Here is a 24,684-nt window from a genome sequence, read left to right on the forward strand (position 1 = left end):
GCTCATGAGTGAAGTTCTGCTGATCATCGAAGACGAAGCCCTACTGGGCCAGGAACTCGCACGCCATTTCCAGCGTGAGGGCTGGGAAGTCGTGGTCGCGACCAACCTGACGCAGGCCAGGCAGCAGCTCTTCCACGATACGTTGGACCCTCTGGTGGTCCTCTCCGACATGAGCCTGCCGGACGGCAATGGACTCGATCTGCTGGAAACTGCGCGCAAAGCCGGCATCCGCAGCGAGTGGATACTGCTCACCGGCTACGGCACCGTGCCCGACTCGGTCCGTGCGCTACGGCTGGGTGCCTACGAGTTCCTGGAAAAACCCTGCACACGCGATCGCCTCGACCTAATCGTCGGTGGCGCAGCACGTGCCGCGCGCGCGCATCGCCGCCTCGACCAGCAGCAGCAGGCAGGCAACGAGCGCTACCGGCCCGAATCCATGCTCGGCGACAGCCCTGCCAATCAGCTCGTGCGCGATCTGCTGGAGCGCCTCGCCACCGTCCCGTTCAGCACTCTGCTGATACAAGGAGAGACCGGCACCGGCAAAGGTCTTGCTGCGCGAATCCTGCACCACAGCGGGCCACGCAGCGACGGGGCTTTCGTGCAGCTCAACTGTGCCGCCCTGCCCCGCGAACTGCTCGAATCGGAGCTGTTCGGCCACGAGGCCGGTGCCTTCACCGGCGCCCGGGGACGCCGCATCGGTCTGTTCGAACAGGCCAACGGCGGCACCTTGTTCCTGGACGAGATCGGCGAACTGGACACCGATCTGCAGGCCAAACTGCTCATGGCCATTGAGGAACGCACCATCCGCAGGCTCGGTGGCACGCGTGAAATCCGCATCGACGTGCAGATCATTGCCGCCACCCATCGCAATCTCGTCCAGTCCGTCGAGCAAACGGAGTTTCGCGCCGACCTCTACCACCGCCTCAGCGTCTTCCGCGTCGAACTACCCCCGCTGCGGCGGCGGCTGCAGGACCTCGACCAGTTGGTGCCGGTGTTTGTTGCCGAATTCGCGGCCAAGGCGGGCCGCGCACCCGCCGAGGTACCCGATGACGTCATGCGTCAGCTGCGCGGATACCCCTGGCCAGGCAACGTGCGTGAATTGCGCAACGTGATAGAACGCAGCGTGTTACTCAGCGAAGGCAGCCGTATCTCCACCCGCTGGCTGCAGTTGTGCAGCGTCAGTCCCTGCCCGCTGGACCGGCACGAAGGTCCACTGCTGCAGCTCCCCCTCGACGGCAGCCTCAGTCTGGAAGAGATCGAACGCGAGGTCCTGGCCAGAGCACTCGAGCTGAACGATTACAATGTCTCGGTCACCGCGCGCCTGCTCGGAACCACGCGCGAGACTTTGCGCTACCGCATGCAGAAATTCGGCCTACAGCGGCCGAGCGAAACCACCTGAGCCCAAACACCAATGTCATCGCCATCAGCCCCAATGCCCCGCACCACCGGCAAGCTTCTCAACGACTGGCTGCGCAGCCACGTCGGCCGGGTACGCCGACCGCTAACCGCTGCCGTCGCCGTCGGAGCCGTAGGGGGACTACTGCTCATTCTGCAGGCCTGGCTACTCGCACTCACCATCAACGCCGTGGCCATCGAGGGCCACGGACTGACATACGTCTGGCCGTGGATGACTGGCCTGATCGGGGTATTCGCCGCGCGAGCCGTTGTCTCGGCGCTGTCCGAAGCCACCGCCTTCGAAGCCGCCGCGCGGGTCAAACTGGACGTTCGCAAACGCGTCTATGCACACCTGGAGGCGCTGGGTCCGGCATGGACCCGCCAGCAGCGCACCGGCGACCTCGCCAACACCCTGATCGATGGCGTGGAATCGCTGGAGAAATATTACGCCAACTATCTGCCGCAAACCGCCCTGGCCGCTTTCATACCCTTCGCGATCCTGGTCTTCGTTTTCCCCTCCGACTGGATATCGGGACTCATCATGCTGATCACCGCGCCACTGATCCCGTTTTTCATGATCCTGATCGGCAAGGGCGCCGAACGCCTCAATCAACGCCAGTGGCGCAAGCTGGCGCGCATGAGCGCGCATTTCTTCGACGTCATCGAAGGCCTCACTACGCTCAAGCTGTTCAATGCCAGCCGCTTCGAGGCTGAAGTCGTCGCACAGATTTCGGACGAATACCGCCGCAGCACCATGGCGGTGTTGCGCGTGGCCTTTCTTTCCTCGCTAGTACTGGAGTTCCTGGCGACCGTCAGCATCGCCATGGTTGCCGTGTTCATCGGCTTTCGACTGCTCTACGGCGACATCCACTACCTGCCGGGCTTCTTCGTGCTTCTGCTCGCTCCGGAATTCTACCTACCGCTGCGCAACATGGGCACGCAATATCACGCCCGCATGGAAGCGATCGGCGCTTCGGAACAGATCGTCAAGCTGCTCAATACGCCCCTACCCGAATCGAAAGCCGGCACCGACAGCCTGCCGGACGCAGCTCCACTGGACATCCGCTTCGAACACGTCGGCTTCGCCTATGAGCCCGGACAAGCGGTGCTCACCGACATCGACTTCAGCCTCGCCCACGGCGAGCGCGTGGCCTTGGTCGGACCGAGCGGCGCGGGAAAAACCACGCTCAGTCAGCTCCTGCTCGGTTTCATGCAGCCTCAAAGCGGACGAATCAGCGTCAACGGCGTCGACCTGAGCGAACTATCGGAGGACGCCTGGCTGTCGCGCGTCGCCTGGCTGCCGCAGCGGCCCACGCTGTTCCACGGCAGCATACTCGACAATATCCGCCTAGGCCGGCCCGATGCCACCCCGGAGGCCGTACACCGCGCCGCCGAGCTGGCCAACGCGGCAACTTTCATCGAAGCCCTCCCTCAAAGTTACGACACGCAGGTCGGCGATCGTGGCCAGGGCCTATCCGGCGGCGAGATCCAGCGCATCGCCCTGGCCCGCGCGTTTCTCAAGAACGCCCAGCTAGTGGTGCTCGATGAAGCCAGCGCTAGCCTCGATCCGGAAACCGAGGCGTTGATCACCGAATCGGTCGAACGCCTGGCGCACGACCGCGCCATGCTGATAATCGCGCACCGGCTCGAAACCGTCCGCCGCGCAGACCGCATCCTGGTGCTGAACCGCGGCCGCATCGCCGAACAGGGCAGGCACGACGAACTGCTGGCCGGCGGCGGCCTGTATGCCGGCATGAACAGCCTGTATGGAGGAGCAGGCGCATGAGAGATCTCCTTCGACTGCTCGGCCTGTTCCGGCCCTACGCACGCTGGATAGCCGCCGGCATCCTGCTTACGATCACGGTAACGCTGGCCAACATCGGACTGCTGGCACTTTCCGGCTGGTTCATCACCGCCATGGCGCTAGCCGGTCTGGGCAGCGGCCGCATCAACTACTTCACGCCTGCTGCGGGCATCCGCGGCCTCGCCATACTGCGCACCGGCGGACGCTACCTTGAGCGCCTGGTCACGCACGAGGCGACCTTCCGCCTGCTATCGCGGCTGCGCGTATGGTTCTATGAACACCTCGAACCGCTCGCCCCTGCGCGTCTGCAATACTACCGCGGCGGCGACCTGCTGAGCCGCATCCGCGCCGACATCGATACCCTGGACAACTTCTATCTGCGCGTGCTCGCCCCCAGTATCGCAGCCGCCATCAGCGTGCTCGTCGTGATCGGCTTCATGGCCTTGTTCAGCGTGCCCGTGGCGCTCACCAATCTCGCCGGGCTGCTGTTGGCTGGCATCGCCCTGCCCCTGCTCGCGCAACGTCTCGGCCGCGCTCCCGGAGAACGCACCGTCGCAGTGCGAGCCGAATTGCGCTCCGCAGTCGCCGATGCCGTACGCGGACAGGGCGAACTGCGCGTCTACCAGGCTGGCCGCCGGCAGGCCGAACGCGTCGAACGGCTCAGCGACGAATTGATTACACCACAACGCAGGCAGGCACACATCAATGGCCTGTCCGCCGCCCTGTCCGGGCTTGTGACCCAATTCAGCGTATGGATCGCCGTACTGATCGCCATTCCACTGGTCTCGCAAAAGAGTCTTGACGGCCCGGGCCTGGCGATGATCGCGCTGTTCGTCATGGCCAGTTTCGAATCCATCAACGCACTGCCGCTGGCCTTCCAGACCCTAGGCGAGACCTTGGCCGCCGCGCGCCGCATCTTCGAGATCGTCGATACCCGCCCCGCCGTCACCGAACCCGCCGAGGACGCCTCACGCCCGGCCTCCTTCGGGCTGCGTCTGACGAGGCTGCGCATGCGCTACACCGAGAACGCCGCCTGGGCGCTGGACAGCATCGATCTCGACGTGCCCGCGGGCGGACGACTCGGCATCATCGGCGCGACCGGCTCCGGCAAGACCAGCCTGCTCAACGTCCTGCTGCGCTTCTGGGACTACCAGGAGGGGGAGGTCGAAATCGGCGACGTGCCGCTGCGCGCTTTCCGCGGCGAAACCGTGCGCAGTTGGTGCGCGGTGGTGGCTCAGCAGACGCATCTGTTCAACACCAGCGTACGCCAGAACCTGCTGCTGGCGCGCCCGGAGGCGAGCGAGGCCGAACTGATCGAGGCATTGCGCCAGGCCAATATTCACGATGAGATCATGGCTTTGCCGGAAGGTCTGGACACCTTCGTCGGCGAGACCGGCACGCGGCTTTCCGGCGGCCAGGCGCGGCGCGTCGCCATCGCCCGCGCGCTGCTCAAGGATGCACCGATTCTAATTCTGGACGAACCCACCGAAGGCCTGGATGCGGAGTCCGAGCATGCGGTGCTGCAAGCCTTGCAAATACTCATGCAGGACCGGACCACGCTGCTCATCACGCACCGTCCGCAGGCGCTGAGCTATGTCGACGACATCGCCGTCATGAGCCATGGACGGATCATCGAACGCGGCGCGCCCACCACATTGCTACAGGAAGGTCGACATCTCTCCGCCTACGCGCATATCAGTTGACCTGACTCAAGGAGCCGGCGCGACGGACCTTTGCCAAAGCATTACACTCAGTATTCGGACCCACATTTGACACGCAATCGTGTAAGGGGAAATGAAACATGAGCGAATCACCGAAAGACGATCTCGACGCCCTGCGGGAAGACTTCAACAAGCTGCGCGAAGACGTCGGCAAACTCACCGACACACTCAAACAGCTCGGCCTGGACCGTGCACACGGCGCGCAGGAACACCTCAACGAGAGGCTGGACGAGGCACGCGAGCGCCTGCGTGAACGCGTCGATACCGCCGGTCAACGCGGGCGCGCCTATTACGATCAGCTCGAAGGACGAGTCGGCGAACATCCCTTCAGCAGCCTGCTCACCGCCTTTGGCGTCGGCTTCGTCATCGCCAAGCTGCTCGACCTCGGGGGCCGGCGCTGAACTACCTCACCGAATGGCTGCTGGCGCTGCTGGACCTTCTCGAACTCGAAGGGCGTCAGTTCAAGCAGCAGGTATTCCGCTTGGGCCTCGGCCTCTGGCTAAGCCTGATCGCGGCACTGGCCTTGCTGGCGGGATTGCTGCTGGTGGCCTGGGGTGTGGAACGCTGGCTGAGCACTCTGCTCGGCCCAGTATTCAGCCTCTTGCTCGCAGGAGGTCTGCTCCTGCTTCTCGCGGGCGCACTCGGCTTATGGGTACGCAGCCTGATTCGCGGCTGAAGCGGCGGCTCGAGTCCGGGACAACCTGAATGGATACGAATCTTCACCAAAAGAACATCGGCGCCCGTTCCCGCCTGCGTCGCATTGCCCGGCACGAACCTTGGCCGCTACGCCTGTTCGAACCCGAACGCCGTCCGCTGATCGACGCATTTATACTTGGCCTCGCCGCTGGTGGCCTCATTCCGGTCAGGCGCTGGGTGACGCATGCAATCAGGCGCCGCTTCTCCCTCTGAAAACGCATCCATTGAGTGAGGCAAACGGCTTCGGATCCAAGCGCATTCGAGCCATCCCCCCGTACTTTCCCATCAGGCTTTTCTGATGGTCTCGATGATCTCAGCGAATCCGCCCACCGCGGCGGCGGCATCCAGCTTGAGTGCCTCCTTGGGCATACCGAATACGACGCAGCTCGCTTCGTCCTGCGCCACGGTATACGCGCCGGCGTCGCGCATGCGTTTCAGCCCGTGCGCACCGTCATTGCCCATCCCGGTCATGATGATGCCGATCGCATTGCGTCCGGCCGTATCCGCCACCGAGCGGAACAACACGTCTACCGAGGGCCGATGGCGGTTGACCAGAGGACCATCCAGAACCTCGGCATAGTATTGCGCGCCACGCCGCACCACCTTGAGATGCTTGCCGCCGGGTGCGATGAGCGCCAACCCCGGCAACAATCGGTCACCGTCTCGCGCCTCTCGCACCTCGATTGCACACAGTCCATTCAAACGCTGGGCAAAGGCGGCGGTGAACTTCTCCGGCATGTGCTGCACGATCGCGATCGGTGGACTGACTCTGGGCAGCGCCGTAAGCACCGCCTCCAGGGCCTGAGTGCCTCCGGTCGAGGTGCCGATCGCAACGATCCGCTCGGTCGTCTCAGCCATGGCACGCAGTGCTGGCGTCGAACGAACCTGAACTGTGGGTCTTGGCGAAACTGATGCCGGTTGAGGCAACGGCAGGCGTCGCAGATTCCCCAGCCGTGCCTGCGCCGCACTCTTGACCGCAGTGACGAGATCCGAGGAATTGTCGAGCAGAAAATCGCGTACGCCTAGCTTGGGTTTCGTCACCACGCTCACCGCCCCGGCGGACAGCGCCTGCATGGTCGTCTCGGCACCCTTTTCGGTCAGCGTCGAGCAGATCACCACCGGCGTCGGCCGCTCCTGCATGATGCGCTGCAGGAACGTAATGCCATCCATACGCGGCATCTCCACATCGAGCACGATCACATCCGGCCAGTCCTTCTGCATGCGCTGCAAAGCGAACAGAGGGTCCGGGGCGGCGCCGATGACCTTGATATCCCGATCCGCCCCGAGCAGGCCGCCAAGCACCTGGCGCACCACCGCCGAATCATCGACGATGAACACCCGGATGGGATGCGCTTCACTCATGAATTATCCATCTCGCGCGCCTCGCCCCGTGGCGTAGATACGCGACTCCGTCGCGCAAGTCGAAAATCAACGCCCGGTGCCCGACCCCGCCGAGATGCTCTGCCTTGAGCCAGAAGCCATTCTCGTCTACCAAGCGGCGTGCAGCCTGCACGTTACGGCAGGAGACGCCCGAACAGTCATCATCCCGAATCATATGCGGAAACATGTTGGCACCGCCGAACAGTTTGACTTCGTAGTCCGGCGCAGTGGTATTCAGCTCACGTACATGCCGGCAAAATAACTCGATCACTTCATCCGCATAGCGCGCATCCAAGGCTTCGCCGTCGCGACGGCTGCGCGATCGGCTGGGCAGCATGAAGTGTGCGATACCTCCGACACGCTGCTGTGGATGCCACAGCGTCATGGCCACACAGGAGCCGAGCAGAGTCCTGACCCGCGTGTCCGGCCCGCCGAAGAAAAAACCTCCGGGTTCCAGAAAAATTTCATCCAGATCCGCGGCCCTATTCATAGACAACGATAGATCGAAGGCGACACCGGCTGCAGCTCATCGCATATGCCATGCAGGTTTTCCGAATGACCGACGAACAGATAGCCCCCGGGACGTATACGCGTCAACAGATGCTTGCAGACGGCACGCTTGGTGTCGTGGTCGAAGTAGATCATCACGTTGCGCAGGAACACCACGTCGAAAGGACCGATCTCGGGTAGTTTCTCAATCAGATTGACAGTGCGAAACTCGATACGTTCACGCAACTGTTTGGAAACCGCGAACCAGCCCTGCTTGGAACCAACGCCACGCAGGCAGTGGGCATGCAGCAAGTGCCGCGGGATGCGATCGGCCCGTTCCATGGGGTACTGCCCAAGCCGTGCACGGGCCAGTACGCGGCTGCTGACATCGGAGGCGAACACGGACCAGGGGCGCTGCCCCAATGCATCGGCCAACAGCATTGCGATGCTATAGGGTTCCTCACCGCTCGAACAGGCCGCACTCCAGATTTTCACCCCGCGATGAGTACCCTGAAGAATCCGTTCGCGCAAAAAATCGAAATGCTTCTGCTCGCGAAAGAAATAGGTTTCATTCGTGGTCAGCAGGTCCAGCGCGACTTGCGCCTCCGAGCCGGGCGCGAGTGCGCCATCACCGATGCGTTCCAGGTACTCGGAATAGCTGGTACAACCGATTTCGCGCAAGCGTCGGTCGAGACGCCCTGAAACCAGTGCCCGTTTGGCCTCGCTAAGGCTGATACCCGCGCGCTGATATACGAATTTGCGTATGGCGGCGAAATCAGCGTCGCCCAGCACCGCAGGACTGCCACCCGACAACGGACCGGCGGGCCTGCGCGCCGGAGTCTGCAGGTTTCGCTCAACCGCCCGTTCGGTCATTGGCGTCCTGTTCCTGCGGCAGATTCCACTGCTGGGACTGCGACAACTGCGCCATTTCCTTGATCGACAAAGCCTGATCGATCGCCAGAACTACCACGAAATGGCCCGCGACCTTGCCGATACCTTGGATGAAGTCATTGCGCAGCCCTGCGCCGAAGGCCGGTGGCCGTTCCTGGCTATTCGCATCGATTTCCATCACCTCGTTTACCGCGTCGACGATGATGCCCAGATCCTGACGGGTCGCCTCGTCGCCAACCTCGACGATGACGATACAGCTTCTGCGACGCACTTCGGTCGGCGCACGGCCGAAACGTACGGACAGATCGATGACCGGCACGACCTTTCCGCGCAAATTGATTACGCCGCGCAGGAAAGCCGGCATCGTCGGCACCGCGGTAACCTCTTCGTACTCGATAATCTCGCGGATGTGGCGGATATCGACCGCGAAGGTCTCGGCTCCCAGACTGAAGCTCAGGTACTGCGTCGCCTCCGCGGACAAGTCTCCCGACGGCACCAGTTCGTGCGAACGCGCGCTTTCCGTGTAGTTCATACTCGCCTCCTAGAAACGCACGAATTCGCCTTCGTCCTCGATTGTCCCTGCGTCGCCGGCCCGTTCCTCCGGCGCCACGCGTGCGTGCTTGGCCGTCCGCTGCACCGCCGCCGCGCGCTCCTGTGCGGAGGCCCGCTTGCCCCCCTCGGCACGCAGCTTGAATACGGACATCAGCTGCTGCAGCTGTTCGGCCTGGCTGCTGAGTTCCTCGGAGGTTGCGGCCAGTTCCTCGGAAGCGGAAGCGTTCTGCTGAGTCGCCTGGCTGAGCTGGCTCATGGCGGTGTTGATCTGGGCGACGCCGGCGTTCTGTTCCTCTGAAGCCGCGGAAATCTCCTGCACGAGATCGGAGGTCTTGCGCACGCCTGGCACGATTTCTCCGAGCAGACGACCGGCCCGTTCGGCCTGTGCAACACTGCCGGAGGCCAGTTCGCCGATTTCCTGCGCAGCGACCTGGCTACGCTCGGCCAACTTGCGTACCTCGGCAGCTACCACCGCGAAGCCCTTGCCGTGTTCGCCGGCACGCGCAGCTTCAATGGCCGCGTTCAGGGCCAATAGGTTGGTCTGATAGGCAATGTCGTCGATAATGCCGATCTTGTCGGCGATGTCCTTCATCGCCTGGACCGTCTTTTCGACGGCATCGCCCCCCTCTGAAGCGTTCGTGGCAGCCTCTCCGGCCATGCCGTCGGTAACCTTGGCGTTTTCGGCGTTCTGCGTGATGGACGCCCCCATCTCCTCCATCGAGGCGCTGGTTTCCTCCACACTCGCGGCCTGTTCCGTAGAGGCCTGCGACACTGATTGCGCTGTTGCGCTGACCTCCTCGGAGGCGCTCGACAGCGAATCGGCAGCCGACCGCACCTCGAAGATCACTCCCGACAGGTTGTCCACCATGCGTCTCATCGCCGCCAGGAGTTGCCCGGTCTCGTCCTTGGAAACCGCCTCGACCCGCGGCGTCAGGTCGTTGTCGGCCATGCTATTGGCGACGGCAACCGCATCGCTGATCGGACGAGTGATGCTGCGCGTCGTGAAGAACGCCATACCGAGGCCCAACACGAGCGCGATCGCGACCAGGACGAATGCCTCCGCCATTGCTGCATGGTATGTCGTATTGGCCTGATGATAGGTGGTATCCAGATTCGTCTGTTGAGTCTGGATCAATGTATCCAGTTCGCTGCGCAGCTTATCCACCAGCGGCAGTCCCTCATGAGTGAACAAGGCCTGTGCCTGTGCCTGTTGACCCGCGAGCAACAGTGAGGCTGCGCGTTGATTGACGCCATCGAAATGCTGCAGCGCCGTATTGACCTGACCGAGTAACATTCGGTTCTGCGTTGAAGTAAACAGCTTTCCCGCTCGCGCGAGGGCAGCGCCGAGTTGCTGACTATCCTCCTTCAGCTGTTTTAGATCAGCGCTGCGTTCGGAGGCATCCGTGGCAAGTAGTGCGCCGCGAAAATCGGCGTCCGACCCCAGCACCTTGGACTTCATGTCCATCACCAGTTTCGCCTTGACCCAGGCGTCCTGAGCAATTCGATCCGTACCACTTTTAATCGACGCCATCTGGCTCAAACCCATGACGGCGACGGCAATCAGCAACGCCAGCACCAGGACAAATCCCAGTCCCAATCTGACGCCTATGCGCAAGTTATTGAACGACATCTCAGCTCACCCCGCTTGCTAGCTCTTAATACGCGTATTGATTGAAAGGTGTAAATTCAGGTCGTAGCGGTATTCGTTATCCTTCCCGGAGACTCCGTCCGCCGTGCGGAGGTTTCGTTCTGTACCGCAGCCTGGATCAGCCCAGGCACGTCGAGAATCAAAGCCAGCCTGCCACTGCCCAGAATGGTCGATCCCCCGATTCCCTTGAGGTGATGGAACAGCTCGCCCAAGGGCTTGATCACCGCCTGGATCTCTCCCAGCAATTCACCGGCAACCAAGCCAATCCGCTCGCTCCCGCTTTGCACCACCACCAGTCCTTCACGTTGTACGGCGCCGCGACGTTGGCCAAAGAAATCGTCCAGTCGCAAATAGGGCAGCACCGCATCGCGCAGCTTGATGTAGTCGCCGTAGCCCGAGTGCTCCTCCACGCCGGAAAAGTCCGTGCACTCCACCACACTGTCCAGCGGCAGCACGTAGCGCGCATCGCCGACGCCTAGCAGGAAACCGTCGATGATCGCCAACGTGAGCGGCAATCTCAGTCGCACCAGCGTACCCTCGCCCTGACTGCTCTCCACCTCGACGCTACCGTGGAGCCCGGCGATGACCTGCTTGACCACGTCCATCCCCACCCCGCGTCCCGACAGGTCGCTGACTTTCTCGGCCGTGGAAAAACCGGGCTCGAAGATGAGCGGGAAAATTTCGCTTTCGCCGAGCTGCTCATCCGGCTCGATCAGCCCGCGCTCGACGGCTTTGGCACGAATTCGGACCGGGTCCAGCCCTGCGCCGTCGTCGACGATTTCAACCACCACGTTGCCCGAATCGTAATAGGCCTGAAGACGGATGGTGCCCTGCGCCGGCTTGCCAGCTGCGGTACGCACATTCGGCGTTTCGATGCCATGATCGATGGCGTTGCGCACCATGTGCGTCAGCGGGTCGGCGATCTTGTCGACCACGGCACGGTCGAGTTCGGTATCCTCGCCGCGCAGCGCCAGCTGCACCTCCTTGCCCACCTCGCGCGCAACGTCGCGAACCACGCGATGAAAGCGCGTGAAGGTATCACGTATCTCCACCATGCGCAGGCGCAGCGCGTCTTCGCGGATTACTTCGACCAACCTGGCCACCTCGGCTGCCGCCTGCAGTTGAGCCGGATTGTGGGCCTGCGTGGCAAGTTCCATCACTGCGGAAGTGGCGATCACCAGTTCGCCCACCCCATCGATCAGGGTGTCGAGCTTGTCCGCCTGCACGCGCACCACACGCGAGTCGCGGGCGCGCGTCTCCTTCACCCGCGACTGTTTTTCCAACGCCGCTTCGACGACGCGGGGCTCCACTACACCGCGCCCAACCAGCACCTGGCCTAAAGGTTCCGCCTTGTCCGCCGCCTCGGCCTGCAACCTCAACGCTTCCTGCAGTTCACGTTCGGTCAGCGTGCCGACGCCAACCAGAATCTCGCCCAGACGTATATCGTCCTCGGGCAGAGTCTGGATCAATTCGACGAAGGCCTGCAGCTTCGCCGAACTCGGCAGAATGCGGACCTCGCAATCGTCCTCCACGAACTCGAAGACATTTTCGATCGTCTGCTTGTCGATGTCGCCGCGGAAATTGATTTCGAAACCGAGATGGCAACACTCCGGATCGAAGTCCTGCCCTTCCGGCACGCCGTTGAGCATCGTCTTCACGCCAACCAGTTCGCCAAGGCTGCCCAGATAACGAATAAACGACAGCGGATCCATGCCGTTGCGGAAGGTATCCGGACCGAAACGCAGCGATATGTGCCAGCCGCCGGGCGACTCGCGGCGCGTCAACGTGGAGATGACGCTTTCGACAGCGTCACTTGCCGGCAGCAACGAGGCATCACCCGCCGTGGCCGGTACACTCGACGACGGTTTCGCCGGCGCAGACGGCACCGCTCCTAGCCGCTCGCCCAACGCAGCACTCAGGCTCAGCGTCCCGGCATCCGGATCTCCGCCCTGCTCAGCGACATCGACCAGAGTCGCAAGATGATCGCGGGCCTCGAGCAACGCCTGAATGCCCGACGAGTCCACCACCTGTGCGCCGCTGCGCACTCTGTCAAGCATGCTTTCCATGACATGCGCGAAGTCGACGATGTAATCCAGGCCAAACAACCCCGCGGACCCTTTGAGCGTATGCGCCGCCCGGAACAGCGCATTGATCTCGTCGGGCGCCACGCCATCGTTCTCGAAGCCGAGCAGCAGAGACTCCATCTCGCTCAAGAGTTCGTTTGCTTCCTCGATGAAGGTCGCCAGCGCAGCACTCAGATCGAACGGCTCGCTCATGCTTTCCCCTCCTCGGCACGCAGCACCATCGGATCCCCGAAAAAGGCCGTCAGGTGAGTCAATTCGATCGCCTCGACCACCGCTTCGCTATGCTGAACCAACGACAACTCGCGCCCCAGTCTCACAGCCTCGAGCTTAGCCTCCATCAACATCTGCAGCCCCGCTCCGTCAACCGCCTCGATATCGTGCAAGTCGACTTCAACCCGCTGCGCATCATTCAACGCCCCGAGCAGAACCTCGTTGGCGTCGGTCACGCCGTAGATATCCAGCTCGCCGGAGAATGACACACTCGTCTGCTCTGGGCTCGATTGGACTTGGATATCCATGCCAGTCTCTCCTCGTTGCCTTGACTATGTTCACACTACTTAGCACCGGGCTGCCTCGGCCGCTTTTCATAACCCTGCCCTACGGGTCGCATCCGATTGACCGGCACTCAGCGTTGCTAGTCGCCTTTGACATGACCAAACCTCTCTCCCTGCGCCTTGCTTGGCGGCCAGCTTAGCGCGTCACACGATAGCGTGAGGCCCTAGGGCCCGAGCAGCTTGGACACGGCCGCAAGCATCTGCGCCGGCTGGAAGGGCTTGACCATCCAGGCCTTGGCGCCCGCTACGCGTCCCTCATCCTTACGCGTCGCACCAGCCTCCGTGGTCAACATGATCACCGGGAGAAAGCGGTACTCGGGACGTTGTTTGAGTATCTTCACAAACGTAATGCCGTCCATGCGCGGCATATTCACATCGCTGATCACCAAATGAACCTTGTTGCCATTGAGCTTGTCCAGCGCGTCCTGCCCGTCGCCTGCTTCCATGACCTGATAACCGGCGCCGCTCAGGGCCATGCGCACGACTTGTCGCAATGAGGCAGAGTCGTCCACGATCATTACGGTCTTAGCCATGAGTTCACCCGTCCAGTGTCTAACCGTTCAAAAAAAGGTGACATCGCCGCCACCGGCGACTCCCTCGGTCTTACCCCGATGGTTCATTTTCTGTTCCTCGGTCGTGTACTGGCGCTCTATCTCATCGAGCCAACGCACGATGCGCTCATGTTCACCGACGCTCCCCTGCATCTGCTCGATTTCCGTCGTCAGACTCTCGAGGCTATCGCGCGCATGGGCCAGGATCTGGCTTACCCGATCCTGAAACTGCAGCGACACAAGCATCTGCGTCACTTCCTCTCTGATACCGCCTGTTTCATTCTCGACTTCCGATCCCAGCTCCTGCATCTGGACCGAATACGCCTGAAAACGCTGCAGCACGTCACCAATCGCCGACTCTGCCGAGGTCAACGCCTCGCCTTCTTCCGCACCGGCCTGCACCACCGCCTCGCTCACGCCCGAAAGCGCATTGCTGATCAGTTTCACGTTCTCGACCATGCGGTGCCCGGTATCGCTGGACTGCGCGGACAGTTTGCGAACCTCATCGGCGACCACCGCAAACCCGCGCCCCTGTTCACCCGCACGAGCAGCCTCGATGGCCGCATTCAAGGCAAGCAGATTCGTCTGAGAGGCAATTGCTCCGACCTCCGTGGCCATGCCGTGCAGCGCAGCCGCATGCTCGTCCAAGCCACCGATGGCGCTGGTCACCGCGTCGCGGCGCTTGGCCGCCACGCGCAATGCGTCGAGGACGCTGTGAAGATCCGTTTCGCTGCTGCGAATGGTTCCGCCGGAACCGGTTTCCCCATCTCCGCTCGTCACTCTGGATGCGGCCTCGACGGTCGCTTCCAGTCGTTCGATGAGAGCCTGGAAGCGGGAACTGAGGGAAATGATGGCCTCCTCGCTTTGCTTCCGTCCGCTCTCTATCTGACGTGCCAGAATAGGCAGCGCGGTATTGCAGGCGTGGCGCAAGGCTGCCGCGAGTTCGTCGTCCGAAGAGACAGGCATCTCTTCGATCTCGGCAATCGCCATCGCCGGCCTTGAGCTGCGTTCGACGAGAAACGTGGCGACAATCACCGCCAGCACCGCCGGCCATATGAACCAGGGCCAGACAAGGCCCAGCAGAAGACCCGCCAGTGCTACGGCGGCAACCCAGTACGACGAACGCCGCAGTCCCCGCGCCGCCGAATCACGCGAAGCCCCATCGCCATTCGCCACGCCCTGCGAACGCACCGGTGAACCGTTCATAGTAATGATTCCTTCATATGCCACCTCGCAAAGGCACAGACACCGTGCCGCGCCTCGACTCTGGCCATTTGCTACCCGTATCGGCGGTTCGATCGTCTTCTTGATAGTAAAGCCGATATTTTTTTAGTGGTAGTTGTTTGGTGAAAAAATTCCCTGAAATTGAATATTTATGATTTGATAATTTATCACGGATACAGTCCGTCCCTCGTTTTCACTTCACTCTCACCCACACCGCCCTCTCTATTTCCCAGGCTCCGAGCCACTCTTCCAAACCACACGGAGCTACCGGCGGAGATGCTGAGCGGCGCCCATTTCGGTTAACGCCGAGCAGATCACCATCGGCCTCTCCTGACATGACGCTCAGCAAAACGAAAAAGACTCGGGCAACGCCGATGACCTCAATGCTGCGATCCGCGGTCGGGATACACCAAGCACCCGGAGCACCACCGCGGAGTCGCCAACGGTGCTCACGCGGTTCCCGTTCCCGGCGACTGGACCTCTCCCGTGTGACGCAGATAGACCACGCCATCGCGCAGATCGAAAATCAGCACTCTATGTCCTATGCCACCAAGATGTTCCGCCTTGAGTACGAAGCCGTGTTCTTCCGCGAGGCGACGTGCGGCCCTGCACGTTGCGACTGGATACGTCCGCGCAGTCCCTCGTGCGCACCCTGTGCGGAAACATGTTGCCTCTGCCGAACAGTTTGAGTTCGTACTCTGAAGGACGAGTGCGCAGTGCACGTACACGCAGGCAGAACAACTCGATCACTTCGTCGGCGTAGCGGGCATCCAGAGCTTCATCCGCTCGACGGAGTCGCGAGCGACTGGGGAGCATGAAGTGCGCGATACCTCCGACACGCAGCCGGGGATGCCACAGTGTCATGGCAACGCAGGAGCCCAGCAGTGTCCTGCCCCTCACGTCCTCCCGGACGCCGAAGTAAAATCCTCCGGGTTCGAGAAAAATCCCACTGAGGTCGACGGCCGTGTTCACAGACGGCGATAGATCGAAGACGACACCGACAGCAGTTCATCGCACATGCCGCGAAGACTTTCCGAATGGCCGACGAACAGATAGCCACCGGGTCGAATGCGGGTCAACAGTCGCTTGCAGACGCTGCGTCTGGTGTTCTGGTCGAAGTAGATCATCACATTACGCAGGAACACGACATCGAAGAAGTCGATCTCGGGCAATTGCTCGATCAGATTGACCGCACGGAACTCGATGCGTTCGCGCAAATGCCTGTCCACGACGAACCCGCCCTGTTTGGACCCAACGCCGCGCAGGCAATAGGTTTGCAGCAGATGTTTCTGGATACGATGGTACCGCGGTGACCTCTTCGTACTCGATGATTTCGCGGATATGGCAGATATCGACCGCAAACGTCTCCCCGCCCAGACTGAAACTCAGGTGCTGCGTGACCCCGGCCGACGAACTACCGATCGGCACCAGATCATGCGAGTACGCGCTCTCGGTGTATTCCATCATGCCTCCCTAGGCCCTTTGTACACTACTTGAGCAAACCGGCCCTACGAGTAGCGTCCGCCCGGCCGCCCCTCAGCGCTGCTCGTCGTTCAGTTTGGAATGACCAGACCTCTCTCCTCACGCCTTGATTGACTAGCAACCGGGCGCAACAGCGCACCGCGCAGTAGTGTACGCAGGCCCTAGAAGCGCACGAACTCGCCCTCGTCCTCGACTACCGCTGCATCGGCCGCGCTGTTCTTACGTGGCAGGAGTACGTGCTTGGCCTTCCGATGTCTCAAGGTGTGAATTCAGGTCGTAGCGGTATTCGTTATCCGTCCCGAAGACAAAGTCGACGATGTAATCGAGCCCGAACAGTCCGGCAGAACCTTTGAAGGGATGAGCGGCGCGAAATAGCGCGTTGATCTCGTCCGCGGCTATGCCATCGTTCTCGAAACCGAGCAGCAAGTCTCCACCTCGGCAAGGTCGCCGGCGCGGCACTCATGTCGAACGGTTCGCTCATATCTTGGAAACCTCGGCGCGTAGCACCACAGGGTCGCCGAAAAAGGCGTTCAGCTGGACGAGTTCGATCGCCTCGATGACGGCTGCGCTATGCCTGCGAAGGAGCAACTCGCGGTTCAGCCGTACCGTTTCGAACTTGATCGCCATCAGCATCTGCAAGCCCGCGCCGTCGATTGCTTCAACGTCGTGCAGGTCGACCTCAACCCGCTCCGCCTCGTTCAGAACACGGCGCAAAGTTTCGTTGGCCTCGGCCACCCCGTGGATATCCAGCTCGCCGGCGAGAACTACACTGCCCTGCTCCGGCGTCGATTGAGTTTGGATATCCATGCCGAGTCTCGCAACGCTGCCTACGGTCCGACCAGTTTGGACACGGCCGCCAACATCTGCGCCGGCTGGAAAGGCTTGATCATCCAGGCCTTGGCGCCAGCTGCGCGTCCCTCGTCCTTGCGCGCCTCTCCCGCCTCCGTAGTCAGCATAATCACCGGCAGGAAACGGTACTCGGGCTTCTGCTTGAGTGTCTTCACGAACGTGATGCCGTCCATGCGCGGCATGTTTACGTCGCTGATCACCAGATGGACCTTGTTGCCGTTGAGCTTGTCGAGCGCCTCCTGCCCGTCGCCGGCATCCATGACCTGATAACCGGCACCGCTCAGAGCCATACGCACGACCTGGCGCAGCGAGGCCGAATCGTCCACGATCATTACCGTCTTCGCCATGTACTTACCCCTTCGGTATTCAACAGCCTTCAGAAAAAAGTGATGTCGCCATCGGCGACCACAGCGGCCTTGCCCTGCGGCACTTCGGCATTGCTTGTGGCGGCCGCACTATGAATCTAGCGATACACTACGCCTCGCGTTGGGTAACTGGCCCATTCAAGTCCAGGCGGCGCGCAAGCGCTCACGGTTGAGTTGCAGCCACTGCAGGGCAATGATACTCACCGCATTGTCGATCAGGCCGCACGCGACCTGTTCGAAGGCCTCCTCGGCCGGGCGCACCTCAACGCGGATGTTTTCACCCTCATGAGCCAAACCGTGAATGCCGCCCAGTCCAGCGCTGTCGACACGGCCGACGTAGAGACTGACGCGCTCATTGCTGCCGCCCGGACTCGAGTAGTAGCTGCAGATATGCTCCAGTTCCTGCACCTGGCAACCGGCCTCCTCGAGCGCCTCGCGCCGCGCCACCTCTTCGGGTTTTTCACCCTCCTCCACCAGGCCGGCGACGATTTCGATCAGCCAGGGACTGCGCGACGATTCGAGCGCACCGATGCGGAACTGTTCGACCAGCACGATTTCGTCGCGCACCGGATCGTAGGGCAGTACGCCGGCCGCATGGCCGCGTACCAGCAGCTCACGCACGATCGGCTCGCCCATGCCGCCTTCGAACAGCGCATGCCGCACGCGGTAGCGCAGCAGGCGATAGAAGCCCTGATAGCAAAGTTCCTCTTCCATGATTTCCCATTTCATCCTCGATACTCCTCGCAACGGCGGCATCAGATGCTTTGCGGACGGCACGGGCCCATCCACATCGCGTAAACTAGCGGGCTCTCGTCGACACGCAAGCTCCCGCCCCTCATTTCGATATGTCAGAACCTCCGGCCCTCACCCCGCTGCAGCGCCTCTGGGCCTACTGGCACGCCCTGGTGCACGAACACGGCTGGGTACGCCTGCTGCTGACCACCAATTTCCACCCGGTCGGAAACCGAGCCTACCGTTCCGGGCAGTTGCCACCGTGGATGCTGGTCAAACGGATCCGCCGACATGGCCTGCGCACGGTCGTCAACCTGCGCGGCCCCGTCGAAACGCCGACGCTCGCCCTGGAGCGCGAACTGTGCCGGCGCGAAGGCGTGCGCCACGTCGACCTGAGACTCTTTTCACGCGACACCCATCGCCCCGAAGTCCTGCTCGAGGCCAAGCGTCTGCTGCAGGACATCGAATATCCGGCGCTGTTTCATTGCATGTCGGGCGCAGATCGGGCCGGATTCATGGCGACACTCTACCTGCACTGGGTCGAAAACGTCCCGCTGGAAGAAACCGGACAGCTGCGCCTGTGGCCGTACTGGCACTATCGGCACGCCCGCACCGGCATGCTGGATCACTTTTTCGAATGCTATCAGCAAGCACGGCGTGAGACCGGCATCAGCCTGGAAGAGTGGATTCGCAACGAATACACCCAGGAAGCGGTGCGCGGAAGCTTCCGCAGCAACCGCTGGCTCAATGCGCTGGTCGACCGCGTACTGCGTCGCGAATAACGGACGTCAATACCAGCCCTGTTCGCCCTCGGGACGGGTGCGGAACAGCTTGAGCGTCCACATGTACTGTGCCGGATAGCGGCGAATCTGCACTTCCAGCGCCTCGTTCATGCGTCTGGCATCCCGCTCGGCTTCACCGCTGGGGAAATCCGTCAACGGCGGGTCGAGAATGATCCGATAGCGGCGCGTCGATTCATCGTAGATCGTCATGGTGGGAAGCACCGCGGCACCACTTGCCTGCGCCAACCGGCCGATGATCGGCAGCGTGGCCTTGAGGTGGCCGAACAGCGGCACGAACTCGGAGCGCTCGCGTCCATAGTCCTCGTCGGCCAGGTAGTACAGCACGCCGCCGCCGCGCAGCGCCCGCAGCAAGCCTCGCAAGCCCGCTTCGCGCGGCACGGGACGATTGCCGAAACGGCCTCGGCCATGGCTGATGAGCCAGTCGGCGAGCGCGTTGTCGAACGGATTGTAGGGGCCGTACATCGGCCCCTCCATACCCAGTCTGGGAGGCGCGATGTCGAGGCCGGCGGTATGCGCGACCATCAGGATCACGGCGCGTCCCTGCTCACGCAGCGCGTCGAGATGCTCCAGGCCGTCGATGTCGACCTCGCGGGCCAGCCGGGCTCGGCTGCCGAACCAGGCCAGCGGATAGTCCCAGATCGCCTGCCCCATCAGCCTGAAATGCTCGCGTATCATCGCCGTGCGGGCACTCGCATCCAGCTCCGGCAGGCAGCGGTTCAGATTGATTTCCGCGACCCGGCGTGGCCCCTTGTTGAAACGCCAGGCCAGCCCGCCGAGCGCGCGGCCGACGCGCCGCCGCAATGCGCGGGGCAACACCCAATGGGTCGCCCAGATGCATCCGACCAACAGCCAGCCGGGCCACTGGCGTATACCCAGAGGCGGCTTTTCGTGTTCAGCCATGCGCGGCTTCCAGGGAGAGGCGGCGCTGACCTGCAGCGGGGAAATCGGACGGAGCTGACATGGCGCGCGATGGTAGCACAGCGCACACGAAACCCGGATTCATGGGCGTGCCGCAGTACGCTAGGCTAATGAAGCTACATGCTACGGACCACCACAACCTGATAGATAACTTTAATAAAGTTTTCTTGTAAACTGTTTTAATAGGAAATTAAATGCCAAGCACTACAATTCGGAAACAGTCCTTGAACGTCGGACTGATCGGTTACGGTTTGGCCGGCGCCTTCTTTCATGCTCCCTTGATCGCCGCCACGCCTGGCCTGCGCCTCACACACATCGTCACCAGTTCACCGGAACGCTCCCGCAACGCGCTGGGCGAACACCCGGAAGCCACCGTCGTCCCCGAACCTCAGGACCTGTGGCAACACGCCCACGAACTGGACGTCGTGGTGATCGCCACCCCCAACAGCACGCACATGCCGTTGGCGCGCGCGGCCCTCAACGCCGGGGTGCACGTGGTCGTCGACAAGCCGTTCGCACCCAGTGCGGAGGAGGCCCGTGCGCTGATCGCCCTTGCCGAAAGCTGCGGCCGTCGCGTAACGGTCTACCAGAACCGGCGTTGGGACAATGATTTTCTCACCCTGCGTTCGCTGCTGGAGCAGGACGCGCTGGGCGAGGTTCACCGCTTCGAGTCCCGTTTCGAACGGTGGCGCCCGGAAACCAAGCCGGGCTGGAGACGCAGCGCCATGCGTGAAGACGCAGGCGGCATTCTGTTCGACCTAGGCAGCCACCTCATCGATCAGGCCCTGCAGCTGTTCGGACCGGTCAGACAGGTTTACGCGGAACTCGATCGCGGCTATCCGGACTCGGAGGTCGACGACGACAGCTTCGTCGCGCTGACGCACGCCGGCGGCGTGCGTTCACACCTCTGGATGAGCAGCGTCACCGCGCAACTCGGCCCGCGCCTGCGCGTGCTCGGCAGGCGTGGCGCCTATGTGAAGTACGGGCTCGATCCACAGGAAGACGCGCTACGACGAGGGGTGCGCCCGGGGCTGTCGAACTGGGGTACGGAAGACGCCGCCCGGCACGGCTGGCTCGGTACCGACTCCGACCGCCGCCGCATCCCCTCCCTGCCCGGAGACTATCCGCAGTTCTACATTCAGTTACTGCAGGCGCTGCGCAGCGGCGGACCGCTGCCGGTCGATCCGCAAGACGCGGTCGATGTACTGGAAATCATTCAGGCCGCGCAGCTCTCCCACACGCAAGGAGGCAGCGTGCCGCTCTGAAAAATCCGAAAGCGGCGCAAGCACAAGGGCGCAGCGCTACCGCTGCGCCCTTGCAGCCACGCTTCAGCGCCGCCGCTGTCCGAGCCACACCATCAGCCCCTGGGTGTTCAACTCGACGTCATCTTCCAGCAGAGTGCGCACCGCCTCACGCCCGTCCGCCACACCATGCGCCGCGAGATCCTGCGCGTAAAGCAGGGCGAGGCTTTCCGCAATGCCGGCGTGTGCATCGGGTTCCTCCGCATGCGCCAACGCCACCTCGACCATCGCGTCGATGCTGCGGTGCAGGTCATCCGCCATGCGTACGAGATCCTCCACCCTGCCGTAGTGGGTCAGGTACATAGCCTGCGGATTGTGGGACAGCAGCCGGTCAATGGATGCGTGCAAGGCATCGGGGTCGAACTGCACCGGCGTTGTGGTCGGTAGCGCGAACGGCCCGCGCTCCGTATCCAGCTCGCGATACGACAGACCGAAGGTATCGCCGGTGAAAAAACTGCGGCTGCGCTCGTCCCATATGCAGATATGGTGGCGTGCGTGGCCGGGCGTATCCAGGCACGCCAGCTCGCGCCCCGCCAGCGCCAGACGCTCGCCGTCCCAGGCCTCCACCACCCGCGCGGGATCAACCGGCGTGGCATGCCCGTAGTCGACCTTCATCCTCGCCTCTCCATATACCGCGGTAGCGCTAGCCCATAGCTTGCCCGGATCGATCATGTGACGCGCACCGCGCGGGTGCACGGCGAGCCGCGCATTCGGCAAATGCCGCATCAGTTCGCCGGCGCCGCCGGCGTGATCCAGATGAACGTGAGTGAGGATCACCCAGTCGACATCCTCACGCGCCGCCCCGGCCTCGTCCAAGGCTGCCAGCAGACGCGGTACGCTGTGATGCGTACCGGTATCGACGAAGGCCCCTCGGCCGTTTTCGACCACCAGATAGGCCGCGTCAAAATGCGGGCACTTGAAGCCCGTATCGATCGTATGAATCCCGTAGTCAGCGTCCATGATCACCATAGTTTCTTCCGTGGAGCGGAAAAGCATAAGGCCTGTTCACACTATTGCGCGATGCGCTGCCGGGATCGCTTTTCGTGGCTCGCAAAGCGCTGCGAGCGTAGTGTAGCCCGACCACATGAGCGAGCAGCAACGCCGCGGGACGAAAAAAGCGACCCGGCCCTGCGGGTTGTGTCCGGTTGACCGCCACCCAGCGTTGCTCGTCGTTCATTTGGAATGATCAAATCACTCTCCTCGCGCCTTGATCGGCAGTCAACCGGGCGCAACGGCTCATCGCGCAATAGTGTGAGATCCTAGTCATACGCGGCCATTCGCTATCTCCCGGGCGTATCCACTTTGCGACTCATTCAGCCACCGGCATCCGGCGGATAATGAATCAGATTGTGAAAGACTGCAGGAATTGTTCCCCGGTTGCGATACCCGTGGGACATGTCGGCGGCAAAACGCACCACATCTCCGGCCACGCCCCGAAGCCAGCGACCGTCCAGCAGAAGTTCCATCTCCCCCGAAAGCACCATGACATGCTCGACCACGCCCGTCTCGTGCGCTTGCGAAAGATGTTCCGTAGCGGGCGCCAGCGTCAACTCGAACAGCTCGAAGCCGAAGCGGCGCTCGAAGGGGAAAAGCGGCACGATCTGCAGGCGGTCTTCGGCCAGCACCGGGCCGGAAGCTGAGCGACGGACGATCAGCGGCCGCTCCAGCCGCTGCGGTGGCGGCACCAGCAGGCCTGAAAACGAGACGCCGAAGCCGGCCGCGATTTTCCACAGGGTCGCCACGGTCGGGCTCGACTCGCCCCGCTCGATCTGTCCCAGCATTGCCTTGCTGACCTCGGTGGCCTGAGCAGCGCGGTCCAGGCTCCACGCCTTCTCCCGCCGTAGCGCCCTGAGACGCGCGGCCAGATGATCTCCTATATCCATAACCGGATCATGTCCTCATCGATCGATACCGCATCACGCAGCAAACATTGAGCGTTATAGCGCACGGTGTTAGTCTCGAAAAGCATGTGCGCTATAACGCACAAAATCACAGCCCGCGAGGAACGCCCGCTTGAAACCGAGCTTCGCCCACTTCTCTCTCACGCATCTGACGGCGGGATTCGTCGCCGTACTGGTCGGTTTCACAAGTTCCGTGGTCATCGTGATCCAAGCCGCGCAGAGCGCCGGCGCCGGTCAGGCCGAAATCGGCTCCTGGATCTGGGCATTGGGGCTTGGCATGGGCCTCACCAGCATCGCGCTCTCGCTGTACTACCGCGAACCGGTCCTCACCGCCTGGTCGACGCCCGGCGCGGCGCTGCTGGTCACCGGGCTAGGCGGCGTCACGCTGACCGAGGCCACCGGCGCCTTCCTGTTTTCCGCCGCATTGATCGTGCTGGTCGGCTGGACCGGCGTATTCGAACGTCTGCTGCGCCATGTACCTCAATCCCTGGCCTCGGCAATGCTCGCGGGTATCCTCCTGCAGTTCGGCCTGCACGCCTTCGCCGCGCTGCAAAGCGACCTGGCACTGGTCGGTCTGATGCTGGGCGTCTATCTGCTCGGCAGGCGCACGCTGCCGCGCTATGCCGTGCCGCTGGTGCTGCTGGCAGGCCTGCTGTACGCCGCACTGAGCGGCGAGCTGCACTGGCGCGGCATCCACCTGGAACTGGCGCAGCCGATCTTCACCTGGCCGGAGTTCTCCCTGCCCGTGTTGATCAGCGCAGGCATTCCCCTGTTCGTCGTCACCATGACGTCCCAGAACGTGCCCGGCCTGGCCGTGCTGCGCGCCAACGGCTACAAGGCCCCGCTCTCGCCACTGCTGACCGTGACCGGCGCCGCAACGCTGCTGCTCGCTCCCTTCGGCGGCTACGCACTGAACCTAGCCGCCATCACCGCCGCCATCTGCATGGGCGAGGATGCCGGCTCCGACCGCAACAAGCGTTATATGGCCGCAGTCAGCGCCGGTCTGTTCTATGTGCTGATCGGTCTGTTCGGCGCCACCGTCGCCGCCCTGTTCGCGGCCTTTCCCCAGGCCTTCGTGTTCGCCATAGCCGGCCTGGCCCTGATCGGCACCATCGGCAACAGCCTGCACGCCGCGCTGAATGACATCACCGAGCGCGAGGCAGCGCTGATCACCTTTCTGGTCACGGCCTCGGGACTCACGCTGTTCGGCGTCGGCCCTGCATTCTGGGGGCTGGTCGCGGGGATCACGGCCAGACTGGTGCTACACAGCCCCAAAAGAGAACAACGAAGCGATAGCGATGCACGTTGACTGCGGCCGCGCCAAGGCTCCGAAAGGTCTCGCCG

Annotated in this window: 26 protein-coding genes; 9 read left to right on the plus strand and 17 right to left on the minus strand. The window is 62.5% G+C overall.

The annotated features are described in order from the left end of the window. Positions 1 to 4 precede the first annotated feature (4 nt). The 6 genes from P8014_RS03320 (at position 5) to P8014_RS03345 (ending at position 5,829) form a co-directional block, all read left to right on the plus strand. On the plus strand, positions 5 to 1,399 hold the full coding sequence (locus tag P8014_RS03320; RefSeq protein WP_337815887.1) for a sigma-54 dependent transcriptional regulator: 1,395 nt from the start codon (positions 5 to 7) through the stop codon (positions 1,397 to 1,399). 33 nt (positions 1,400 to 1,432) lie between these two features. Next, entirely contained in the window at positions 1,433 to 3,181 is a 1,749-nt protein-coding gene (cydD, locus tag P8014_RS03325; RefSeq protein WP_337815888.1) for a thiol reductant ABC exporter subunit CydD, read from the plus strand. Continuing rightward, positions 3,178 to 4,902 (plus strand): thiol reductant ABC exporter subunit CydC, encoded by a 1,725-nt coding sequence (gene cydC, locus P8014_RS03330; protein WP_337815889.1) that lies wholly within the window; start codon positions 3,178 to 3,180, stop codon positions 4,900 to 4,902. The genes cydD and cydC overlap by 4 nt, the downstream gene beginning before the upstream one ends. A 98-nt stretch (positions 4,903 to 5,000) precedes the next feature. Further along, positions 5,001 to 5,321 (plus strand): hypothetical protein, encoded by a 321-nt coding sequence (locus P8014_RS03335; protein ID WP_337815890.1) that lies wholly within the window; start codon positions 5,001 to 5,003, stop codon positions 5,319 to 5,321. An 80-nt stretch (positions 5,322 to 5,401) separates the two neighbouring features. Continuing rightward, positions 5,402 to 5,596, plus strand: a complete 195-nt coding sequence (locus tag P8014_RS03340) for a hypothetical protein (protein WP_337815891.1) — start codon at positions 5,402 to 5,404, stop codon at positions 5,594 to 5,596. A gap of 29 nt (positions 5,597 to 5,625) precedes the next feature. Beyond that, positions 5,626 to 5,829: a hypothetical protein gene (locus P8014_RS03345; RefSeq protein ID WP_337815892.1), complete on the plus strand. Its 204-nt coding sequence runs from the start codon at positions 5,626 to 5,628 to the stop codon at positions 5,827 to 5,829. 72 nt (positions 5,830 to 5,901) lie between these two features. Here P8014_RS03345 and P8014_RS03350 read toward each other — a convergent pair whose 3' ends face one another. The 14 genes from P8014_RS03350 to nudF all read right to left on the minus strand — a co-directional run bounded on the left by P8014_RS03350 (position 5,902) and on the right by nudF (position 18,414). Then, positions 5,902 to 6,978, minus strand: a complete 1,077-nt coding sequence (locus tag P8014_RS03350) for a chemotaxis response regulator protein-glutamate methylesterase (RefSeq protein ID WP_337815893.1) — start codon at positions 6,976 to 6,978, stop codon at positions 5,902 to 5,904. Next, complete coding sequence (locus P8014_RS03355) at positions 6,971 to 7,486, minus strand: chemotaxis protein CheD (RefSeq protein WP_337815894.1); 516 nt, start codon at positions 7,484 to 7,486, stop codon at positions 6,971 to 6,973. Before P8014_RS03355 ends, P8014_RS03350 begins: the two co-directional genes overlap by 8 nt. After that, complete coding sequence (locus P8014_RS03360; protein WP_337815895.1) at positions 7,483 to 8,358, minus strand: protein-glutamate O-methyltransferase CheR; 876 nt, start codon at positions 8,356 to 8,358, stop codon at positions 7,483 to 7,485. The genes P8014_RS03355 and P8014_RS03360 overlap by 4 nt, the downstream gene beginning before the upstream one ends. After that, complete coding sequence (locus P8014_RS03365; protein ID WP_337815896.1) at positions 8,339 to 8,908, minus strand: chemotaxis protein CheW; 570 nt, start codon at positions 8,906 to 8,908, stop codon at positions 8,339 to 8,341. Before P8014_RS03365 ends, P8014_RS03360 begins: the two co-directional genes overlap by 20 nt. 9 nt (positions 8,909 to 8,917) lie before the next feature. Continuing rightward, complete coding sequence (locus tag P8014_RS03370) at positions 8,918 to 10,558, minus strand: methyl-accepting chemotaxis protein (protein ID WP_337815897.1); 1,641 nt, start codon at positions 10,556 to 10,558, stop codon at positions 8,918 to 8,920. Between the two features lie 56 nt (positions 10,559 to 10,614). Further along, positions 10,615 to 12,852 carry a chemotaxis protein CheA gene (locus P8014_RS03375; protein WP_337815898.1) on the minus strand — a complete coding sequence of 746 codons (2,238 nt, stop codon included), beginning with the start codon at positions 12,850 to 12,852 and terminating at the stop codon, positions 10,615 to 10,617. After that, positions 12,849 to 13,178 (minus strand): STAS domain-containing protein, encoded by a 330-nt coding sequence (locus tag P8014_RS03380; protein WP_337815899.1) that lies wholly within the window; start codon positions 13,176 to 13,178, stop codon positions 12,849 to 12,851. Before P8014_RS03380 ends, P8014_RS03375 begins: the two co-directional genes overlap by 4 nt. Positions 13,179 to 13,378: 200 nt before the next feature. After that, a complete protein-coding gene (locus P8014_RS03385) occupies positions 13,379 to 13,747 on the minus strand; it encodes a response regulator (protein ID WP_337815900.1) in 369 nt (122 codons plus the stop codon). A 27-nt stretch (positions 13,748 to 13,774) separates the two neighbouring features. After that, positions 13,775 to 14,809: a methyl-accepting chemotaxis protein gene (locus P8014_RS03390; RefSeq protein ID WP_337815901.1), complete on the minus strand. Its 1,035-nt coding sequence runs from the start codon at positions 14,807 to 14,809 to the stop codon at positions 13,775 to 13,777. A gap of 1,148 nt (positions 14,810 to 15,957) precedes the next feature. Next, on the minus strand, positions 15,958 to 16,350 hold the full coding sequence (locus P8014_RS03395; protein WP_337815902.1) for a CheR family methyltransferase: 393 nt from the start codon (positions 16,348 to 16,350) through the stop codon (positions 15,958 to 15,960). A gap of 340 nt (positions 16,351 to 16,690) precedes the next feature. Next, positions 16,691 to 16,897: an Hpt domain-containing protein gene (locus P8014_RS03400; RefSeq protein WP_337815903.1), complete on the minus strand. Its 207-nt coding sequence runs from the start codon at positions 16,895 to 16,897 to the stop codon at positions 16,691 to 16,693. Between the two features lie 51 nt (positions 16,898 to 16,948). After that, positions 16,949 to 17,278 carry an STAS domain-containing protein gene (locus tag P8014_RS03405; RefSeq protein ID WP_337815904.1) on the minus strand — a complete coding sequence of 110 codons (330 nt, stop codon included), beginning with the start codon at positions 17,276 to 17,278 and terminating at the stop codon, positions 16,949 to 16,951. A gap of 20 nt (positions 17,279 to 17,298) precedes the next feature. Continuing rightward, positions 17,299 to 17,667, minus strand: coding sequence for a response regulator (locus P8014_RS03410; RefSeq protein ID WP_337815905.1), 369 nt, complete (start codon positions 17,665 to 17,667; stop codon positions 17,299 to 17,301). 156 nt (positions 17,668 to 17,823) lie between these two features. Continuing rightward, a complete protein-coding gene (gene nudF / locus P8014_RS03415; RefSeq protein ID WP_337815906.1) occupies positions 17,824 to 18,414 on the minus strand; it encodes an ADP-ribose diphosphatase in 591 nt (196 codons plus the stop codon). 116 nt (positions 18,415 to 18,530) lie between these two features. Here nudF and P8014_RS03420 point away from each other — a divergent pair, with 116 nt between their 5' ends. Then, on the plus strand, positions 18,531 to 19,199 hold the full coding sequence (locus tag P8014_RS03420; RefSeq protein ID WP_337815907.1) for a tyrosine-protein phosphatase: 669 nt from the start codon (positions 18,531 to 18,533) through the stop codon (positions 19,197 to 19,199). A gap of 6 nt (positions 19,200 to 19,205) precedes the next feature. Here the strand turns inward: P8014_RS03420 and P8014_RS03425 are convergent, their stop codons facing one another. Further along, the gene (locus tag P8014_RS03425) at positions 19,206 to 20,120 is read right to left on the minus strand and encodes a lipid A biosynthesis acyltransferase (protein ID WP_337815908.1); all 915 of its coding nucleotides are present in this window, start codon (positions 20,118 to 20,120) and stop codon (positions 19,206 to 19,208) included. A 242-nt stretch (positions 20,121 to 20,362) separates the two neighbouring features. Here P8014_RS03425 and P8014_RS03430 point away from each other — a divergent pair, with 242 nt between their 5' ends. Beyond that, on the plus strand, positions 20,363 to 21,403 hold the full coding sequence (locus P8014_RS03430; protein ID WP_337815909.1) for a Gfo/Idh/MocA family oxidoreductase: 1,041 nt from the start codon (positions 20,363 to 20,365) through the stop codon (positions 21,401 to 21,403). A 63-nt stretch (positions 21,404 to 21,466) separates the two neighbouring features. On the opposite strand, the gene P8014_RS03435 is transcribed toward P8014_RS03430, so the two are convergent. Beyond that, positions 21,467 to 22,399, minus strand: a complete 933-nt coding sequence (locus P8014_RS03435) for an MBL fold metallo-hydrolase (RefSeq protein ID WP_337815910.1) — start codon at positions 22,397 to 22,399, stop codon at positions 21,467 to 21,469. A 353-nt stretch (positions 22,400 to 22,752) separates the two neighbouring features. Beyond that, entirely contained in the window at positions 22,753 to 23,322 is a 570-nt protein-coding gene (locus P8014_RS03440) for a helix-turn-helix domain-containing protein (RefSeq protein WP_337815911.1), read from the minus strand. A 130-nt stretch (positions 23,323 to 23,452) separates the two neighbouring features. On the opposite strand from P8014_RS03440, the gene P8014_RS03445 reads away from it, so the two are divergent. Continuing rightward, a complete protein-coding gene (locus P8014_RS03445) occupies positions 23,453 to 24,649 on the plus strand; it encodes a benzoate/H(+) symporter BenE family transporter (protein ID WP_337815912.1) in 1,197 nt (398 codons plus the stop codon). Positions 24,650 to 24,684 lie beyond the last annotated feature (35 nt).

The organism is Acidihalobacter sp., from assembly GCF_037381185.1.
Lineage (GTDB): Bacteria > Pseudomonadota > Gammaproteobacteria > DSM-5130 > Acidihalobacteraceae > Acidihalobacter_A.

Bases quoted from the DNA above. Each gene is read 5' to 3' on its own strand.
- P8014_RS03320 (WP_337815887.1), top strand. From the start codon at position 5: ATGAGTGAAGTTCTGCTGATCATCGAAGACGAAGCCCTACTGGGCCAG.
- cydD (WP_337815888.1), top strand. From the start codon at position 1,433: ATGCCCCGCACCACCGGCAAGCTTCTCAACGACTGGCTGCGCAGCCAC.
- cydC (WP_337815889.1), top strand. From the start codon at position 3,178: ATGAGAGATCTCCTTCGACTGCTCGGCCTGTTCCGGCCCTACGCACGC.
- P8014_RS03335 (WP_337815890.1), top strand. From the start codon at position 5,001: ATGAGCGAATCACCGAAAGACGATCTCGACGCCCTGCGGGAAGACTTC.
- P8014_RS03345 (WP_337815892.1), top strand. From the start codon at position 5,626: ATGGATACGAATCTTCACCAAAAGAACATCGGCGCCCGTTCCCGCCTG.
- P8014_RS03350 (WP_337815893.1), bottom strand. From the start codon at position 6,978: ATGAGTGAAGCGCATCCCATCCGGGTGTTCATCGTCGATGATTCGGCG.
- P8014_RS03355 (WP_337815894.1), bottom strand. From the start codon at position 7,486: ATGAATAGGGCCGCGGATCTGGATGAAATTTTTCTGGAACCCGGAGGT.
- P8014_RS03360 (WP_337815895.1), bottom strand. From the start codon at position 8,358: ATGACCGAACGGGCGGTTGAGCGAAACCTGCAGACTCCGGCGCGCAGG.
- P8014_RS03365 (WP_337815896.1), bottom strand. From the start codon at position 8,908: ATGAACTACACGGAAAGCGCGCGTTCGCACGAACTGGTGCCGTCGGGA.
- P8014_RS03370 (WP_337815897.1), bottom strand. From the start codon at position 10,558: ATGTCGTTCAATAACTTGCGCATAGGCGTCAGATTGGGACTGGGATTT.
- P8014_RS03375 (WP_337815898.1), bottom strand. From the start codon at position 12,852: ATGAGCGAGCCGTTCGATCTGAGTGCTGCGCTGGCGACCTTCATCGAG.
- P8014_RS03380 (WP_337815899.1), bottom strand. From the start codon at position 13,178: ATGGATATCCAAGTCCAATCGAGCCCAGAGCAGACGAGTGTGTCATTC.
- P8014_RS03385 (WP_337815900.1), bottom strand. From the start codon at position 13,747: ATGGCTAAGACCGTAATGATCGTGGACGACTCTGCCTCATTGCGACAA.
- P8014_RS03405 (WP_337815904.1), bottom strand. From the start codon at position 17,278: ATGGATATCCAAACTCAATCGACGCCGGAGCAGGGCAGTGTAGTTCTC.
- P8014_RS03410 (WP_337815905.1), bottom strand. From the start codon at position 17,667: ATGGCGAAGACGGTAATGATCGTGGACGATTCGGCCTCGCTGCGCCAG.
- nudF (WP_337815906.1), bottom strand. From the start codon at position 18,414: ATGAAATGGGAAATCATGGAAGAGGAACTTTGCTATCAGGGCTTCTAT.
- P8014_RS03420 (WP_337815907.1), top strand. From the start codon at position 18,531: ATGTCAGAACCTCCGGCCCTCACCCCGCTGCAGCGCCTCTGGGCCTAC.
- P8014_RS03425 (WP_337815908.1), bottom strand. From the start codon at position 20,120: ATGGCTGAACACGAAAAGCCGCCTCTGGGTATACGCCAGTGGCCCGGC.
- P8014_RS03435 (WP_337815910.1), bottom strand. From the start codon at position 22,399: ATGGACGCTGACTACGGGATTCATACGATCGATACGGGCTTCAAGTGC.
- P8014_RS03440 (WP_337815911.1), bottom strand. From the start codon at position 23,322: ATGGATATAGGAGATCATCTGGCCGCGCGTCTCAGGGCGCTACGGCGG.